The sequence below is a fragment of the Streptomyces sp. NPDC057253 genome, assembly GCF_042669125.1.
Classification (GTDB): Bacteria; Actinomycetota; Actinomycetes; order Streptomycetales; family Streptomycetaceae; genus Streptomyces.
The window spans coordinates 1-15,541 of the sequence record NZ_JBHUXV010000086.1 but is presented as its reverse complement, the minus strand read 5'-3'; the positions used below and the strand labels follow the sequence as shown (position 1 = coordinate 15,541).

12 protein-coding genes are annotated in these 15,541 nt (G+C 72.6%); 10 read left to right on the top strand and 2 right to left on the bottom strand.

Going from position 1 to position 15,541, the window contains the following annotated elements; all coding sequences use genetic code 11:
* Positions 1-26 precede the first annotated feature (26 nt).
* Positions 27-536 (bottom strand): cysteine dioxygenase, encoded by a 510-nt coding sequence (locus ACFULQ_RS34625; protein ID WP_383551636.1) that lies wholly within the window; start codon positions 534-536, stop codon positions 27-29.
* Between the two features lie 705 nt (positions 537-1,241).
* Here ACFULQ_RS34625 and ACFULQ_RS34620 point away from each other — a divergent pair.
* The 3 genes from ACFULQ_RS34620 (at position 1,242) to ACFULQ_RS34610 (ending at position 6,844) form a co-directional block, all read left to right on the top strand.
* Complete coding sequence (locus ACFULQ_RS34620) at positions 1,242-1,505, top strand: WhiB family transcriptional regulator (protein ID WP_020137941.1); 264 nt, start codon at positions 1,242-1,244, stop codon at positions 1,503-1,505.
* A 183-nt stretch (positions 1,506-1,688) separates the two neighbouring features.
* Positions 1,689-5,360, top strand: coding sequence for a glycosyltransferase family 2 protein (locus ACFULQ_RS34615; RefSeq protein ID WP_383551634.1), 3,672 nt, complete (start codon positions 1,689-1,691; stop codon positions 5,358-5,360).
* Positions 5,357-6,844, top strand: coding sequence for a DUF5719 family protein (locus tag ACFULQ_RS34610; RefSeq protein WP_383551632.1), 1,488 nt, complete (start codon positions 5,357-5,359; stop codon positions 6,842-6,844). Before ACFULQ_RS34615 ends, ACFULQ_RS34610 begins: the two co-directional genes overlap by 4 nt.
* A gap of 18 nt (positions 6,845-6,862) precedes the next feature.
* Here the strand turns inward: ACFULQ_RS34610 and ACFULQ_RS34605 are convergent, their stop codons facing one another.
* Positions 6,863-7,312 (bottom strand): metallopeptidase family protein, encoded by a 450-nt coding sequence (locus tag ACFULQ_RS34605; protein ID WP_383551674.1) that lies wholly within the window; start codon positions 7,310-7,312, stop codon positions 6,863-6,865.
* Positions 7,313-7,667: 355 nt separating this feature from the next.
* Between ACFULQ_RS34605 and ACFULQ_RS34600 the strand changes: the two genes are divergently transcribed.
* From ACFULQ_RS34600 to ACFULQ_RS34570, 7 genes are all read left to right on the top strand, one after another.
* A complete protein-coding gene (locus ACFULQ_RS34600; RefSeq protein WP_020137945.1) occupies positions 7,668-8,042 on the top strand; it encodes a DUF3499 domain-containing protein in 375 nt (124 codons plus the stop codon).
* A 167-nt stretch (positions 8,043-8,209) separates the two neighbouring features.
* The gene (locus ACFULQ_RS34595; protein WP_383551630.1) at positions 8,210-9,832 is read left to right on the top strand and encodes an L-lactate permease; all 1,623 of its coding nucleotides are present in this window, start codon (positions 8,210-8,212) and stop codon (positions 9,830-9,832) included.
* A gap of 127 nt (positions 9,833-9,959) precedes the next feature.
* Positions 9,960-11,327, top strand: a complete 1,368-nt coding sequence (locus tag ACFULQ_RS34590) for a phosphomannomutase/phosphoglucomutase (RefSeq protein WP_383551628.1) — start codon at positions 9,960-9,962, stop codon at positions 11,325-11,327.
* A gap of 248 nt (positions 11,328-11,575) precedes the next feature.
* Positions 11,576-11,746, top strand: coding sequence for a Trm112 family protein (locus ACFULQ_RS34585; protein WP_123761150.1), 171 nt, complete (start codon positions 11,576-11,578; stop codon positions 11,744-11,746).
* Between the two features lie 248 nt (positions 11,747-11,994).
* A complete protein-coding gene (locus ACFULQ_RS34580) occupies positions 11,995-13,122 on the top strand; it encodes an SIS domain-containing protein (RefSeq protein ID WP_383551625.1) in 1,128 nt (375 codons plus the stop codon).
* A gap of 127 nt (positions 13,123-13,249) precedes the next feature.
* A complete protein-coding gene (gene manA / locus ACFULQ_RS34575; RefSeq protein WP_383551623.1) occupies positions 13,250-14,401 on the top strand; it encodes a mannose-6-phosphate isomerase, class I in 1,152 nt (383 codons plus the stop codon).
* A gap of 131 nt (positions 14,402-14,532) precedes the next feature.
* A complete protein-coding gene (locus ACFULQ_RS34570) occupies positions 14,533-15,516 on the top strand; it encodes a cation diffusion facilitator family transporter (RefSeq protein WP_383551621.1) in 984 nt (327 codons plus the stop codon).
* Positions 15,517-15,541 lie beyond the last annotated feature (25 nt).

The following is a 15,541-nucleotide window of genomic DNA, read 5'->3' as shown; positions in this document are numbered from 1 at the left end:
GTCTCGCAGGCGGGTACGACAACGCGTCACGCGGTCACGACGTCCACCTCGTCGTGGGTCCGGCGGGCGGTGCAGGCCGTGTACATGGGCATCTCGGTCAGGCCCGGGTAGTAGACGTGCAGGCTCACTGCCGGTTCCAGCGCGTCGTTGACGACCTCGTGCACGTACCCCGGCGCGAACACCCGCTGCGCCCCCGCGCCCAGCGCGCGCGTGCCCCGCTCGGTGCGCTCGGTCAGCACACCCTCCAGCACAGTGAGGACACCGGAGGACGGGCCGTGGTCGTGCAGTCCGCTGCCCTGTCCGGGCACCCAGGACAGCAGCCACACCTCGTAGCCGGGGCCGGTGCGCAGCCGGTGGTACCAGCGGCTGGTGGCGTCGTACTGGACGAGGTGGGCCCACTGGGAGCGGTCCTCGGCGACGGCGCGGGCCAGGCCGGCGAACTCGGCGACGGTGGCCGGGTGCTCGCGCGGGGCCTGGAGCAGATGCGGGACTTCGAGGAGGTCGCCGGCGATCTGGAGGTCGTTGTCGCTGTTCATGGGGTGCGGTGGTTCCTCGGCGGAAGAAGTGGGGGGCTGGCTGGGTGTCGCGTACCGTCCCGCCCGGATCACGGGGAGACAGGAATGCCCTGGTGCGGGCGGGGCACTAGCAGCCGAGTCACGGTGGACTCAGTAGCAACCGGAGCGCGTTGGGCTCAACAGCTGGAACAGCAACAACAGCTACAGCGAGCGCGGGCAGCACCGAGGGACCCGGCGGAGCGGGTCGAGGTGAGTGCCGAGTTCGCGAGCATGCCCACAAGGACAGCGGCTCACACCTCCACTGTCAACTCGGCACCCGGTATGTGGGACATGTTTCACCTCATCCGGTCCATCTTCATGGTGAAAGGTTTGTTCATGCGTCTACCGGGACACATGGCGCACAACCGGGCGCGCGGGCCGTGATCTCCCCGAGACTTCCACGCGCGCGTACGGAACGGGATCGAACTGATGGGCGTCCTTCCCCGTGCAGGCCCGAAAGGCCTGGCGAGGCTCGGCAGCCCTCCCGGGTCTCAGCTGCGTGTCAAGGTTTATGCCGATTTGAACACTTTCCGCAAGGCCTTGGTTCCGCAGAGTGAATAAGGGGCCCAATAGCAGATCTCGGCTTGACTCGCCCGGAGCAGCACACTTGTAATTTCACTCGTGTCGTTCAGCCGATATCGGTAACGGCCGTCACACGGGGACGCGAAAGACAGACGAGGGGCGCACATGACCGAGACGGTGCAGCAACTGCTGGTCGACGACGCGGACGAGGAACTCGGCTGGCAGGAGCGCGCGCTGTGCGCCCAGACCGACCCCGAGTCCTTCTTCCCGGAGAAGGGCGGCTCCACCCGCGAGGCCAAGAAGGTCTGCCTCTCCTGCGAGGTCCGCTCCGAGTGCCTCGAGTACGCCCTCGCCAACGACGAGCGCTTCGGCATCTGGGGCGGCCTCTCCGAACGCGAACGCCGCAGGCTCAAGAAGGCCGCCGTCTGACCCGAGACCGGCCTCGCAGGACTTTTCGTACGCAACCGAACGGCCCGTCGCACGTGGGTTATCCACAGGCGGCGGGCCGCCGTCTTGCCCAGCCGATAGTGTGGGCGCTCGTCCGAGACGCCTCCCCGCCCCCAGCGGGCACAGGCGTCCACCGCAGTCCACCGAACCGGGGCCCGTACCTCGATGTCCGTGCACAGCCACACGGCAGCCCAAGAGCACGCTGCCACTCCTGAGTTCCCGCGTCATGTGGTGACCGCGGTGCTCGTCTCCCACGACGGCGCCCGCTGGCTGCCCGACGCGCTCGCCGGGCTGCTCGGCCAGGAGCGCCCCGTGCAGTTCGCCCTGGCCGCCGACACCGGCAGCGCGGACGACTCCGCCCAGCTGGTCACCGACGCCCTCGGCGCCGACCGGGTCCTGCACCTCGCCCGGCGCACCGGTTTCGGCCAGGCCGTCGAGGAGGCGAACCGCACCGCGCCGGTCCTGACCCCCGACGAGCTGCCGTACCTGAAGCGGCCCAGCGGCTGGGACCCGGTCACGCGCACGTGGCGCGACGACGCCTACGACATGCCGGAACTGCCGTACGGCGAACCGGTCCAGTGGCTGTGGCTGCTGCACGACGACTGCGCCCCCGAACCCGACGCCCTGGCCCAGCTGCTGCGCGTCGTGGAGAACGAACTGGAGCTCGGCCGGGACGACGTGGCCGTCGTGGGCCCCAAGCTCCGCGGCTGGTACGACAAGCGCCAGCTCCTGGAGGTCGGCGTCTCCATCGCCCACTCCGGCCGCCGCTGGACGGGCCTGGACCGCCGCGAACAGGACCAGGGACAGCACGACCACGTCCGGTCCGTGCTGTCGGTGTCCACCGCCGGCATGCTCATCCGCCGCGACCTCTACGAACAGCTCGGCGGCTTCGACCGGCATCTGCCCCTCATGCGGGACGACGTCGACCTGTGCTGGCGCGCCCAGGCCGCCGGCCACCGCGTCCTCATCGCCCCCGAGGCCGTCGTACGCCATGCCGAGGCGGCCTCCCGCGAGCGCCGCACCGTCGACTGCGCGGGCCGCACCACCGCCTCCCCGCACAAGGTCGACAAGGCGGGCGCCGTCTACACCCTGCTCGTCAACACCCGTACGGCCGCTTTGCCCTGGGTGCTGGTGCGCCTGGTCCTGGGCACCCTGCTGCGGACCGTCGCCTACCTCGTCGGCAAGGTCCCCGGACAGGCCGTCGACGAGATCCGGGGCCTGCTCGGCACCCTGCTGCGGCCCGAGCGGATCATCGCCGGGCGCGGCAGGCGCGGCAAGCCGGCCGTCGACAAGGACGAGCTCAGGCAGCTGTTCCCGCCGCCCGGCGCGACCGTGCGGGCCACCGTGGAACAGGTCGCGGGCAACTTCTTCGGCGGCTCCGACGCCGATACCGCCACGGCCGGCCGGCACGGCGGCGGCATCGAGTCCGGGCCCGGTGGCGACGACGCGGACTTCCTGGAGATCGAGCAGTTCGCCCGCCTCAAGCGCGTCGCCCGCAATCCCGGCCCGATGCTCTTCCTGGGGCTGCTGCTGGTCGCCCTGGTCGCCTGCCGCAACCTCCTGGGCGGCGGCGCGCTCGCGGGCGGCGCCCTGCTGCCCGCCCCGGCCGACGCGAGCGAGCTGTGGGCGCGCTACACGGACGCGTGGCACGCGGTCGGCGCCGGCGGCACCCCGTCCGCGCCCCCGTACCTGGCGATCATCGCCGCGCTGTCCTCCGTCCTGTTCGGCTCGACCGGCCTCGCGCTGACGGTCCTGCTGGTCTGCTCGGTGCCGCTGGCCGGTTTCACGGCGTACTTCGCCTCCCGCCCGCTCGTCGAGTCCCGCCTCCTGCGCGCGTGGGCGGCCGTCGTCTACGCCTTCCTGCCCGCCGCCACCGGCGCCCTCGCCGGCGGCCGCGTCGGCACCTCCGTCCTCGCCGTGCTGCTGCCGCTCCTCGCGCGCGCGGGCGTCGCGGCCGCCGGCCTGACGAACAGCACGGGCGCCCGCGGCAGTTGGCGCGCCACCTGGGCGTTCGCGCTGCTGCTCACCATCACCACCGCGTTCACCCCGATCATCTGGCCGATCGCGCTGATCCTCGGCCTCGGCCTGCTGGCCGTGCGCCGCGCCGACATCACCGCCTACGGCCTGCGCTTCCTCGCCCAGTTCGGCGTGCCCCTGCTGGTCCTCGCGCCCTGGTCGCTGACGCTGCTCCCGTTCGGCTTCTTCCAGCAGGCGGGCCTGGAGTACGGCTCCTCGGCCGCCTCCGCCCTCGACCTGCTCGGCGCGAGCCCCGGCGGCCCCGGCACCGTCGACGGGCTGATGCTCATCGGCATCGTCCTGGCCGCGCTCGCCGCCCTGCTGCGCTCCGAGCGGCAGTTCGGCATCTGGACCGCCTGGGCGGTGGCCCTGGTCGGCCTGGTCTTCGCGGTCCTGTCCAACGACTCGACCTGGGCCGGCCCCGCCACCCTCGTCTACGGCCTCGCCCTGCTGGCCGCCGCCGTGCTCGGCGCGGACGGGGCACGCTCGCGCGTGGCCGAGCAGAGCTTCGGCTGGCGCCAGCCGGTCGCCGCCCTGATCGCCTTCGCCTCCGCCGCCGGCCCGCTGCTGGTCGCCGCCGGCTGGATGATCGGCGGCGCCGACGGACCTCTGGAGCGCCGCGACCCCACCCAGGTGCCCGCGTTCGTCGCCGAGGAGAGCGGCACCCGCGACCAGGCCCGCACCCTCGTCCTCGACAGCGACTCCACCGCCCACGTCGGCTACATGCTGGTGCGCGGCTCCGGCGCCCGGCTCGGCGACGGCGAACTCGCCGCGGCCGACGGCGAGAACAGCGTGCTGGACAAGGTCGTCGCCAACCTCGTCGCAGGCTCCGGCGCCGACCAGGCGAACCAGCTCGGCGGCTTCGCCGTGCGCTACGTCCTCGTCCACAAGGGCGCGCCCCGCGAGGTCACGCGCGTGCTGGACGCCACACCGGGCCTGACCCGGCTCAGCCAGCAGGACGGCAGCGGTCTGTGGCGGGTCGACCAGGAGGTCGCGCGCGCGACCCTGGTCACCAAGTCCGGCTCGGGCACCGCGCTGCCGGTGGCCGCGGGCCCGGTCGACATCCACACCACGATCCCGTCCGGCGCCGACGGCCGGATCCTGCGCCTCGCCGACACCGCCGCCGAGGGCTGGACGGCCACCCTGGACGGCAAGCCGCTCACCCCGACCACCGTCGACGGCTGGGCCCAGGGCTTCGAACTCCCCGCCTCCGGCGGCACGCTGGACGTCACCTTCGACGATCCCTTCACCCACACCCTGTGGCTGTGGATCCAGGGCGCGCTCGCCGTCGTCCTCGTGGTGATGGCCCTGCCCGGCCGCCGCCGCGACGTCGACGACGACCTCCCCGAGGAGCCGTCGGTCCCGGCCCAGGCCGTGGCCGGCGAGGGCCGCCGCGCCCGCCGCCTGCGCGCCCAGGCCGAGGCCGAGGCCGAGGAGACCCCGGGGACCGAGGACTTCCCGCCGCCCCCGCAGGAGGCCCCGGCCGCCGTCCCCCAGCAGCAGTCCTACGGCGACTGGGACGCCCAGACCTACGCGAACGCCGAGTACGGCGGCTACCCCGCCGACCAGTACCAGGGCGCCGCCCAGCAGTACCCGGCGGGCGGCTACGACCAGCAGCCGTACCAGGCGGACCCGTACCAGGGCGGCCAGTACGACCCGTACGCCTACGGCGGGCAGCCCCAGCAGACGTCGTACGACCAGACCTACGGCGGCCAGTACGACCAGCAGCAGTACGAGCAGGGCTACGACCCCGCGTACGACCCGGCTCAGCAGCACCCGGGTGCCCATGGCAGTGAGCGCCCCGACGGGAGTCAGCAGTGAACCGCACCACCCTGTCCCTCCTCGCCGGCACCGTCGCGCTCGCCGCCGTCACCGGGTTCGCCACGCTCAGCTCACCGGAGGCCGCCAGTACCGCCAGGACGGCCGCCGAGCTGCCCGTGGAGCGCACCAGCCTGCTCTGCCCGGCGCCCAGCACCTCTGAGGTCGCGGAGACGGCGTACACGTCGTTCACGCCCGTCACCAAGGACACGGGAAGCGGCGGCAAGGCCGAACTCAAGGCGGCCACCGAGGAGTCGGACGGCAAGAGCAAGAGCAAGGGCAGGAAGAAGGCCGCCAAGCCGGTCCTCACGCCCGCGGAGCCCGGCAAGCCCGCCACCGGGGACGCCTCCGGCGGTGACGCGTCCGCCCTGGTCGGCACCGCCGAGGGGAAGTTCGCGCCCGGCTGGACCGTCCAGGAGACCACCGAGGTCGCCGCGGGCGCCGGACGCGGACTCCAGGGCGTCAACTGCTCCGCCCCCGACACCGAGTTCTGGTTCCCGGGCGTCAGCACGGCCGCCGACCGCACCGACTACGTGCACCTGACCAACCCCGACGACTCCGCCGCCGTCGTCGACATCGAGCTCTACGGCAAGGACGGCGCCCTGGACTCCACGCTGGGGGAGGGCATCACGGTCGCCCCGCACTCCAGCGACCCGATCCTGCTGTCCACGCTCACCGAGGAGAAGCAGGAGAACCTCACCGTCCATGTGAACGTCCGCAGCGGGCGCGTGGGCGCGGCCGTGCAGGCCCTGGACGACAAGCTCGGCGGCGACTGGCTGGCCGCTTCCACCGACCCGTCCGGCAGCCTCGTGCTGCCCGGCATCCCGAAGGACGCCACCGCGGTGCGCCTGGTCGCCTTCACCCCGAGCGACTCCGACGCTGACCTGAAGGTGCAGCTCGCCTCGCCGTCCGGCCTGATCACCCCGGCCGGCCACGAGACGCTGCACGTGAAGGGGGGCATGACGACGGCCGTCGATCTCGGTGACGTCACGCGCGGTGAGGCCGGTTCGCTGGTCCTGACCCCGACCGACGCCTCCGTGCCGGTGGTCGCCGCCGTGCGGGTCGTCCGCGGCAAGGGCGGCGACCAGGAGACGGCGTTCATCCCGGCCACGCGCCCGGTCGGCACGCGCGCGACGGTTGCCGACAACAGCGCCAAGGGCAGCACCCTCTCCCTGACCGCCCCCACCCGGACCGCCACGGTCAAGGTCACGGCCTCGGCGGGCAGCGGGGGCGGCGAGGCCGTCTCGAAGACGTTCACGATCAAGGCGGGCACCACGCAGAACGTCGAGGCCCCCAGCCCGACCGGCCTCAAGGGCACCTACGCCCTCACGGTGGAGCACGTCTCGGGAGGCCTGGTCTACGGCGCCCGCACCCTGGCGGCGACGGAGGACGGAGTCCCGGGCTTCACGATCCAGACCCTCCCGGACGACCGGGGCATGGTGGCCGTGCCGGAGGCGGACGAGGACCTGTCGGTGCTCCAGAAGTGATCCGCCGCGGGGCGCGGGTCAGTCCTCGCCGTAGCGCGGATCCACCGTCTCCGGAGTGAGTCCGAGCAGCTCGGCCACCTGCTCCACGACCACCTCGTGGACCAGCGCCGCCCGCTCGTCGCGCCCCTTGGTGCGGATCTCCACCGGCCGCCGGTAGACGACCACGCGCGCGGGGCGCCCCTCGCGCGCGGGAATCGTCCCGCCCAGCGGCACCGCCTCGTCGTTCCAGGCCTGCCCGGGCCCCTCCAGCCGGGGCACCTCCAGGACCAGGAAGTCGATGTCGGCGAGCTGCGGCCAGCGCCGCTCCAGGCGCTCCACGGAGTCCTGCACCAGGTCCGCGAACGCCTCGGCGCGACTGGCGGCGAGCGGCACCTGCGGCGGGGCGATCGGGCCGCGCATGCCGCGTCCGTGGCGATCACGGCGGCGGGGCCCGGGGCCGGTGGCGCGGGGCGGTACGGGGTTGTCCATCACTGGTGAAGGGTAATCCTCGCCGCACTCCGGCGCCCGGCCCCCACGCGGCACCCGGACACTGTCCGAAACGACGTACGGACCTCTCGTACGGCCTGTCGGCAGTTGACCATTCCAGCCAAGGTTGGGCTCGATTCCATATCTCTCCGAGACCGTCGAACTCAAGGCAATTGACATGATTTGTGCCAACTCGTGACCGGGGAAAGGGGTGTTCGGGACCTCGAAAACGGATGTCCGCGCAGGTCAACGCGGTGTGAGCGGAGTGACGTGTGGGGCGTTTCACAGCACGACACGGTGGAGTGACCTGGGGGAGAGTCGTCGCGGCCCGCTCAAGAGTGCGGTACCGTCCAACGTCGTGAGCCCTGTACGTCGCTGTTCGCGCACCGCTTGCGGCCGTCCCGCCGTCGCGACGCTGACGTACGTCTACGCCGACTCGACCGCGGTCCTCGGCCCGCTCGCCACCTACGCCGAACCCCACTGCTACGACCTGTGCGCCGAGCACTCCGAGCGCCTCACCGCCCCGCGCGGCTGGGAGGTCGTCCGGCTCCTCGACGGCTCGGCCCCGGCCCGGCCCAGCGGGGACGACCTGGAAGCGCTTGCCAACGCCGTGCGTGAGGCGGCCCGTCCGCAGGAGCGCGCCGCCGAGGCCGGCGGCGGGGCCCGCCGGGCCGACCCGATGGAGGTCGCTCGCCGCGGCCATCTGCGGATCCTGCGCTCGCCGGACAACTGACCTTTCCCTTGGGCGTGATCGGCTCCCTTTGTGTGCGATCGGTGCGCGTCCGGTGTGCGTTCCGCTCGGTGCCGCACGCCCATTGACGTCTCCTTGGCGCGGACACGACCATTCCGTAAGCCGGAGTGAGAAATCGCTTTCCGCATGACGGAATCGGGGAGGCGCCCGTGTACGTCCAGGAACTCGAACCCGTCGCCGACTCACTGGGCCTGTCCGCCCTGGTCGCGGCCCTGCCCCTGGTGATCGTCCTCGTCCTGCTCGGCGGCGTCCGCATGAAGGCGCACCTGGCGGGCCTCACCGGCCTCCTGGCGGCCGTACTGGTCGCCTGGCTCGCCTACGGCATGCCCCTCGGCCAGACCGCCTCCAGCGCCGCCCAGGGAGCCGCCTTCGGCCTCTTCCCCATCCTGTGGATCGTGGTCAACGCCCTGTGGGTGTACCGGATGACCGTCCGCACCCGGCACTTCGACATCCTGCGCCGCTCCTTCGGGCGGCTCTCCGACGACCCGCGCATCCAGGCCCTCGTCGTCGCCTTCTGCTTCGGCGCGCTCCTGGAGGCCCTCGCCGGGTTCGGCGCCCCGGTCGCGATCTGCTCGGTCATGCTCGTCGCCCTCGGCTTCGACCTGGTGCGCGCGGCCGTCGTCGCCCTGGTCGCCAACACCGCCCCGGTCGCCTTCGGCGCCATGGGCACACCGGTCGTGACGCTCGCTCAGGTCACCGGGCTGCCGCTGGACTCCGTGGCCTCCGTGGTGGGCCGTCAAACGCCCCTGCTGGCCCTGGTGGTGCCCCTCGTGCTGGTCTTCCTGGTCGACGGCCGACGGGGCCTGCGCGAGACCTGGGTGCCGGCGCTGGTCTGCGGAGTCGCCTTCGCCGTGGCCCAGTTCGCGGCCTCCAACTACGTCTCCGCGCAACTCGCCGACATCGGTGCCGCCTTGGCCGGGGCGGGCGCCCTGGTCGCCGTACCGCACGCGCGCGTGCCGGCCGAGGAGTCCGTACGCGCCTCCGTGCTCACCGGCACCCGCAGCGAGGACCTCGACCTCGACGGGAGCGACCCGCGCGGTGAAGTCCTGCGCGCCTACTCGCCGTACGCCCTCATCGTCGTGATCTTCTCCGTCGCGCAGATCCCGGCGGTCAAGGACTGGCTGGCGAAGGCGACGCGGACGTACGACTGGCCCTTCCTCAACGTCGTGGATCCCCAAGGGGATCCGGTCGGCGGCAACGTCTTCACGTGGCCGGTCGTCTCCACCGGCGGCACCCTCGTGCTGCTCGCGGGCATCCTCACGGCGGTCGTGCTCGGCGTGCACGCGCGCGTGGCTCTTCGCGAATGGGCGGCGACCGTCCGCGAGTTGCGGTTCGCGATCCTGACCGTGACGTCCGTGCTGGCCCTCGCCTACGTCATGAACCTCTCCGGACAGGCGGCGACCATAGGGCACTTCGTGGCGGCGGCGGGCGCGGGGCTGGCCTTCCTCTCGCCGGTCCTGGGCTGGTTCGGCGTGGCCGTCTCCGGCTCCGACACCTCGGCCAACGCGCTGTTCGGGGCGTTGCAGGTGACGGCCGCGCGGGAGTCCGGACTCTCTCCCGAGCTGCTGGCCGCCGCCAACAGCTCGGGTGGGGTCCTCGGCAAGATGATCTCCCCGCAGAACCTGACCATCGCGTGCGCGGCCGTCGGGCTCGCGGGCCGCGAGGGGGACCTGCTGCGCAAGGTGCTGCCCTGGAGCATCGGCCTGCTGCTGGTGATGTGCCTGATCGTGGTCGGGCAGAGTTCGCCGGTGCTGGGCTGGATGCTGCCGTGAGCTCTTCGCCGGGGCCCGCTCGGCAGTCCTGTCCGGTGGTCCTGTGCGGTGGTCCTGTCCGGTCCCGCAGGGCCCGGTGTCAGTGGCTACGGGTAGTTTGTGGTGACCGACAGGACTTTCAGAAGGGTTGGCCGTGGCTGATCTGTCACAGCTCGTGAAGGCGTACGACGTGCGCGGAGTCGTCCCGGACCAGTGGGACGAGACGCTGGCCGAGCTCTTCGGTGCCGCCTTCGTCCAGGTGACGGGCGCGAGCGCCATCGTGACCGGCCACGACATGCGGCCCTCCTCCCCGGGCCTGTCGCGTGCCTTCGCCCGCGGAGCGGCCGCTCGGGGCGTGGACGTCACCGAGATCGGCCTGTGCTCGACCGACCAGCTGTACTACGCCTCCGGCGCGCTGGGCCTGCCGGGCGCCATGTTCACGGCCTCCCACAACCCCGCGCAGTACAACGGCATCAAGATGTGCCGCGCGGGCGCGGCCCCGGTCGGCCAGGACACCGGCCTCGCCGAGATCCGCTCCCTTGTCGAGGAGTGGAGCGAGACGGGCGCCCCGGAAGCGACCGGGCCGACGGGCACGATCACCCGGCGCGACACGCTGGAGGACTACGCGGCCCACCTCCTCTCCCTGGTCGACCTGACCTCGATCCGCCCCCTGAAGGTCGTCGTGGACGCGGGCAACGGCATGGGCGGCCACACCGTCCCCACGGTCTTCGCGGGCCTGCCCCTGACCGTCGTCCCGATGTACTTCGAACTGGACGGCACCTTCCCGAACCACGAGGCCAACCCCCTCGACCCCGCCAACATCGTCGACCTCCAGCAGCGGGTCCGCGAGGAGGGCGCCGACCTCGGCATCGCCTTCGACGGCGACGCCGACCGCTGCTTCGTCGTCGACGAGCACGGCGACCCGGTCTCCCCGTCCGCCATCACCGCCCTGGTGGCCGCGCGCGAGCTGGCCAGGAACGGCGGCAAGGGCGTGATCATCCACAACCTGATCACCTCCTGGTCGGTCCCCGAGGTCGTCGAGGAGAACGGCGGCACGCCGGTACGCACGCGCGTGGGCCACTCCTTCATCAAGGCCGAGATGGCGAGGTCCGGCGCGATCTTCGGCGGCGAGCACTCCGCCCACTACTACTTCAAGGACTTCTGGAACGCCGACACCGGCATGCTGGCGGCCCTGCACGTCCTCGCGGCGCTGGGCGGCCAGGAGGGTCCCCTGTCGTCTCTGGTCGCCCAGTACGACCGCTACGTCGGCTCCGGCGAGATCAACTCCACGGTCGCCGACCAGGCCGACCGCCTGGCGGCCATCAGGGCGGCCTACGAGAGCCGGCAGGGCGTACAGCTCGACGAACTCGACGGCCTCACGATCACCACCGCCGACTGGTGGTTCAACGTCCGCCCCTCCAACACGGAACCCCTTCTCCGTCTGAACGCGGAGGCGAGGGACGAGGAGACGATGGCGAAGGTGCGGGACGAGGTTTTGGCGATCATCAGAGCGTGAGGGGCGCTGTGAAACTCAGCCCCTCCGGCGTTCGAGGAGCGGGGGTCCAGGGGGCGGAGCCCTCTGGGGACGGGGTCGAAGGGGCAGCGCCCCTGGAGATGGGACGGGCAGGGGCGGCGGGGGCGAGAAAATCCCCCGGGCACCCCCCGCACCGACCTCGCCCCAACCCCGGCACCCCCCTCCCCCCGGCGGTACCCTGACCAGGCACATCCGCACAAGCAGCCGTACCGCCCCCGAAGGGAACCCCCATGCCGCTCGAAGCCGGCCTCCTGGAGATCCTCGCCTGCCCGGCCTGCCACGCCCCCCTCAAGGAGCAGGACACCGAGCTGCTCTGCACCGGCCAGGACTGCGGCCTCGCGTACCCGGTCCGCGACGGCATCCCGGTCCTCCTCGTCGACGAGGCCCGCCGCCCCGCGTAAACGCGGCCCCGACCACCGAGGACGGTCCGGCGACCAGGCCGCCGTAGCGGACACGGCACACCCGCAGCCGTAGGCGATACGGTCCCCGAACCGCCGTAGGACACACGGCACACCCACCGCCGTAGCGACAAGCGACAACGACACAGCGACCCCGGCGTCCCGGACCCGCGACCGCCCCGGCGTCCCGAGGACCCGGCGAATCGACAACCCGGCGTCCCGGAGACCCGGCGATCGGAGGCTGCCGCCCCATGCTCGACGAATCGCTGCTAGACACCCCCGAGGCACTCTCGGAGGCCGACCGCCGAGGCCTGCTCCGCGGCGCCGCCGAGGCAGGCGCCCGCGTCCGCACCGCCGCCCGGCACGCCGCCGAGGCCGGGGTCAACGATCTCAAACCCGACGGCCGCCCGCGCGCGGTCCTCATCGCGGGCCCCGGCGCCGCCGCCACCCACGTGGCCGACCTCCTCGGCACCCTCGCCGGCGCCGGCAGCCCCGTCACCCGCCTCACCCCGACCGGCGTCGCCCCCGCCGCGGGCGCCCTGCGCTGGGAACTCCCCGGCTGGGCCGGCTCGGTCGACCTGCTCCTGATCGCCACCCCCGACGGCACCGAGCCGGGCCTGTCGCTCCTCGCCGACCAGGCCTACCGGCGCGGCTGCACGGTCGTCGCCGTGGCCCCCGCCCGCACCCCGCTCACCGAGGCGGTGGAGGGCGCCCACGGCCTCTTCGTGCCCATGGCGACGGCCCCCTACGAGCAGGACACGCCCCTCGCTGCCTCCGCCCCCGGCGTCCTGTGGGCCCTGCTCACCCCGCTCCTCGCGATCCTCGACCGCACCGGACTGCTCACCGCCCCGCCCGACGCGCTCGCGAAGATCGCCGACCGTCTGGACCACATCGCCGAGCGCTGCGGCCCCGCCATCGCGACCTACAGCAACCCGGCCAAGACGCTTGCCGCCGAACTCGCCGACGCCCTCCCGGTGATCTGGACGGAAGGGACCTCCGCGGGCCCCGCGGGCCGCCGTTTCGCCGCCGCCCTCGCCGAACTCGCCGGCCGCCCGGCCCTCGTCTCCGAACTGCCGGAGGCCCTCGCCGCGCACAGCACGCTGCTCGCCGGACCGCTGGCCGCCAGCGCCGACCCCGACGACTTCTTCCGCGACCGCGTCGAGGAGCCTCCCGCGCTGCACGCGCGCGTAGTGCTCCTGCGTGACCGGCCGATCGGAGGCCTCAGCGCCGCCCCGTCCGCCCGCGACCTGGCCCTGAGCCACGACACGCCCATCAGCGAGCTGGAACCGGAGCCCGGCGGCGAGATCGAGACCCTCGCGGAACTGATCGCCGTCACTGATTTCGCCGCCGTTTACCTGGCGCTCGCCTCGGGGGCCTGATGTTGCCCAGGACGCCCTGACCGCCGCCCGTCGGGCACGGGCTGTCCTGGACCACCCGTCGAACACCAGGCCGCCCTGACCGCCGTACCCACGACGTATCGCCGGCCGTACGCACAGAGAGAACCCGATGGACCGCCTCGACAACACCATCCGCCCCTACGCCTGGGGTTCCACCACCGCCATCCCCGAACTGCTCGGTCTCGCGCCGACCGGTGAACCGCAGGCGGAGATGTGGATGGGCGCCCACCCCGGCGCCCCCTCGCGCACCGACCGGGGCACGCTCGTCGAGGTCATCGACGCGGACCCCGCGCGCGAGCTGGGCGAGGCGGCCGTCGCCAAGTTCGGCCCCCGCCTGCCCTTCCTCCTCAAGATCCTCGCCGCGGGCGCCCCGCTCTCGCTCCAGGTGCACCCCGACCTGGCCCAGGCGAAAGAGGGTTACGACGACGAGGAGCGCCGGGGCATCCCCGTGGACGCGGGCCACCGCAACTACAAGGACGCCAACCACAAGCCCGAACTGATCTGCGCGCTCACCGAGTTCGACGGCCTGTGCGGTTTCCGCGACCCCGCGCACGCGGCCGAGCTCCTGGACGCGCTCGGTGTCGACTCCCTGAAGCCCTACGTCGACCTCCTGCACGCCCACCCCGAGGAGGCGGCCCTCCGCGAGGTCCTGACCGCCATCCTCACCGCCGACCGCGAGGAGATGGCCCACACGGTCACCGAGGCCGCGGCCGCCTGCGCCCGCCTCGGCGGCGACCACGCCCCCTACGCCGCCATCGCCCACCACTACCCGGGCGACCCGGGCGTCATCGCCGCGATGCTCCTCAACCACGTCCGGCTCCAGCCCGGCGAGGCCCTGTTCCTCGGCGCCGGCATCCCGCACGCCTACCTGAGCGGCCTCGGCGTCGAGATCATGGCCAACTCCGACAACGTCCTGCGCTGCGGCCTGACCCCCAAGCACGTCGACGTCCCCGAACTCCTGCGCATCGTCCGCTTCGAGGCCGCCGACCCGGGCGTGCTGCGCCCCGAGGCGTCCCCCGACGGCGAGGAGGTCTACGAGACCCCCATCGACGAGTTCCGGTTGTCCCGGTACGTCCTGCCCGAGGGCGCCGCCACCCACGACCTCACCCGCGCGACCCCACAGATCCTGCTCTGCACGGCAGGTTCCGTGCGAGCCGGGGAACACGAACTGAGCCCTGGTCGGTCGGTCTTCGTCCCGGCGGGCGAGAAGGCCGAGGTGTCCGGCACCGGCACGGTCTTCCGCGCCACTGTGATCGTGTGACGGTATGACTGGGGCTGTGGACACCTGAGACGTCCGGGCCGGGCGAGGCTGCAAGAATGGCCCACCGGCAAAGGACGGGCAAAGGCCTGGACGGCGTAGCGGCACTTGAGGCGAAGGGACAACGCGAGCAGATGAGCGCGTCAGGCGGAACCAGGGCGATCGTGGCGGCACTCGGCGCCAACCTCGCGATCGCGGCATCGAAGTTCGTGGCGTTCGCGTTCAGCGGCTCGTCCTCGATGCTCGCCGAGGGCGTGCACTCGCTCGCGGACTCCGGCAACCAGTTCCTGCTGCTCCTCGGCGGCAAGAAGGCCCAGCGCGAGGCCACCCCGCAGCACCCCTTCGGCTACGGCCGCGAGCGCTACATCTACGCCTTCCTGGTCTCCATCGTCCTCTTCTCCGTCGGCGGCATGTTCGCCATCTACGAGGGCTACGAGAAGATCAAGCACCCGCACGAGATCGAGCACTGGTACTGGCCGGTGGGCGTCCTCGTCTTCGCGATCATCGCCGAGGGCTTCTCCTTCCGTACGGCCATCAAGGAGTCCAACCCGCTGCGCGGCGACCTCTCCTGGCAGGAGTTCGTCCGCCGCGCCAAGGCGCCCGAGCTCCCGGTCGTCCTCCTGGAGGACTTCGGCGCGCTCGTCGGTCTCGTCCTCGCACTCGGCGGAGTGGGCCTCGCCCTGCTCACCGGCGACGGCGTCTGGGACGGCATCGGCACCCTGTGCATCGGCATCCTGCTCATCCTGATCGCCCTCGTCCTCGCCGCCGAGACCAAGTCCCTGCTGCTCGGCGAGTCCGCGGGCATCGACGCGGTCCGGAAGATCGAGGCCGCGATCGTCGACGGCGACACCGTCACCGGCATCATCCACATGCGCACGCTCCACCTCGGCCCCGAGGAGCTGCTCATCGCCGCGAAGATCGCCGTCCAGCACGACGACACGGCCGCCGAGGTCGCCTCCGCGATCAACGCCGCCGAGGCCCGCATCCGCGAGGCCGTCCCGATCGCCCGCGTCATCTACCTCGAACCGGACATCTACAGCGAGACCGAGGCCGCCAAGGGCCCCGACCGCGAGGCAACCCCGGGAGGCCCGGCACAGCAGCCCACACCGGGCCACTGACTTCTCCTGTGCGGCTTCTCGCCGT

Excerpts from the sequence above, each read along its gene's own strand:
- ACFULQ_RS34615 (WP_383551634.1), top strand. The coding sequence starts at position 1,689 with ATGTCCGTGCACAGCCACACGGCAGCCCAAGAGCACGCTGCCACTCCT.
- ACFULQ_RS34625 (WP_383551636.1), bottom strand. The coding sequence starts at position 536 with ATGAACAGCGACAACGACCTCCAGATCGCCGGCGACCTCCTCGAAGTC.
- ACFULQ_RS34605 (WP_383551674.1), bottom strand. The coding sequence starts at position 7,312 with ATGGACAACCCCGTACCGCCCCGCGCCACCGGCCCCGGGCCCCGCCGC.
- manA (WP_383551623.1), top strand. The coding sequence starts at position 13,250 with ATGGACCGCCTCGACAACACCATCCGCCCCTACGCCTGGGGTTCCACC.
- ACFULQ_RS34620 (WP_020137941.1), top strand. The coding sequence starts at position 1,242 with ATGACCGAGACGGTGCAGCAACTGCTGGTCGACGACGCGGACGAGGAA.
- ACFULQ_RS34580 (WP_383551625.1), top strand. The coding sequence starts at position 11,995 with ATGCTCGACGAATCGCTGCTAGACACCCCCGAGGCACTCTCGGAGGCC.
- ACFULQ_RS34585 (WP_123761150.1), top strand. The coding sequence starts at position 11,576 with ATGCCGCTCGAAGCCGGCCTCCTGGAGATCCTCGCCTGCCCGGCCTGC.
- ACFULQ_RS34570 (WP_383551621.1), top strand. The coding sequence starts at position 14,533 with ATGAGCGCGTCAGGCGGAACCAGGGCGATCGTGGCGGCACTCGGCGCC.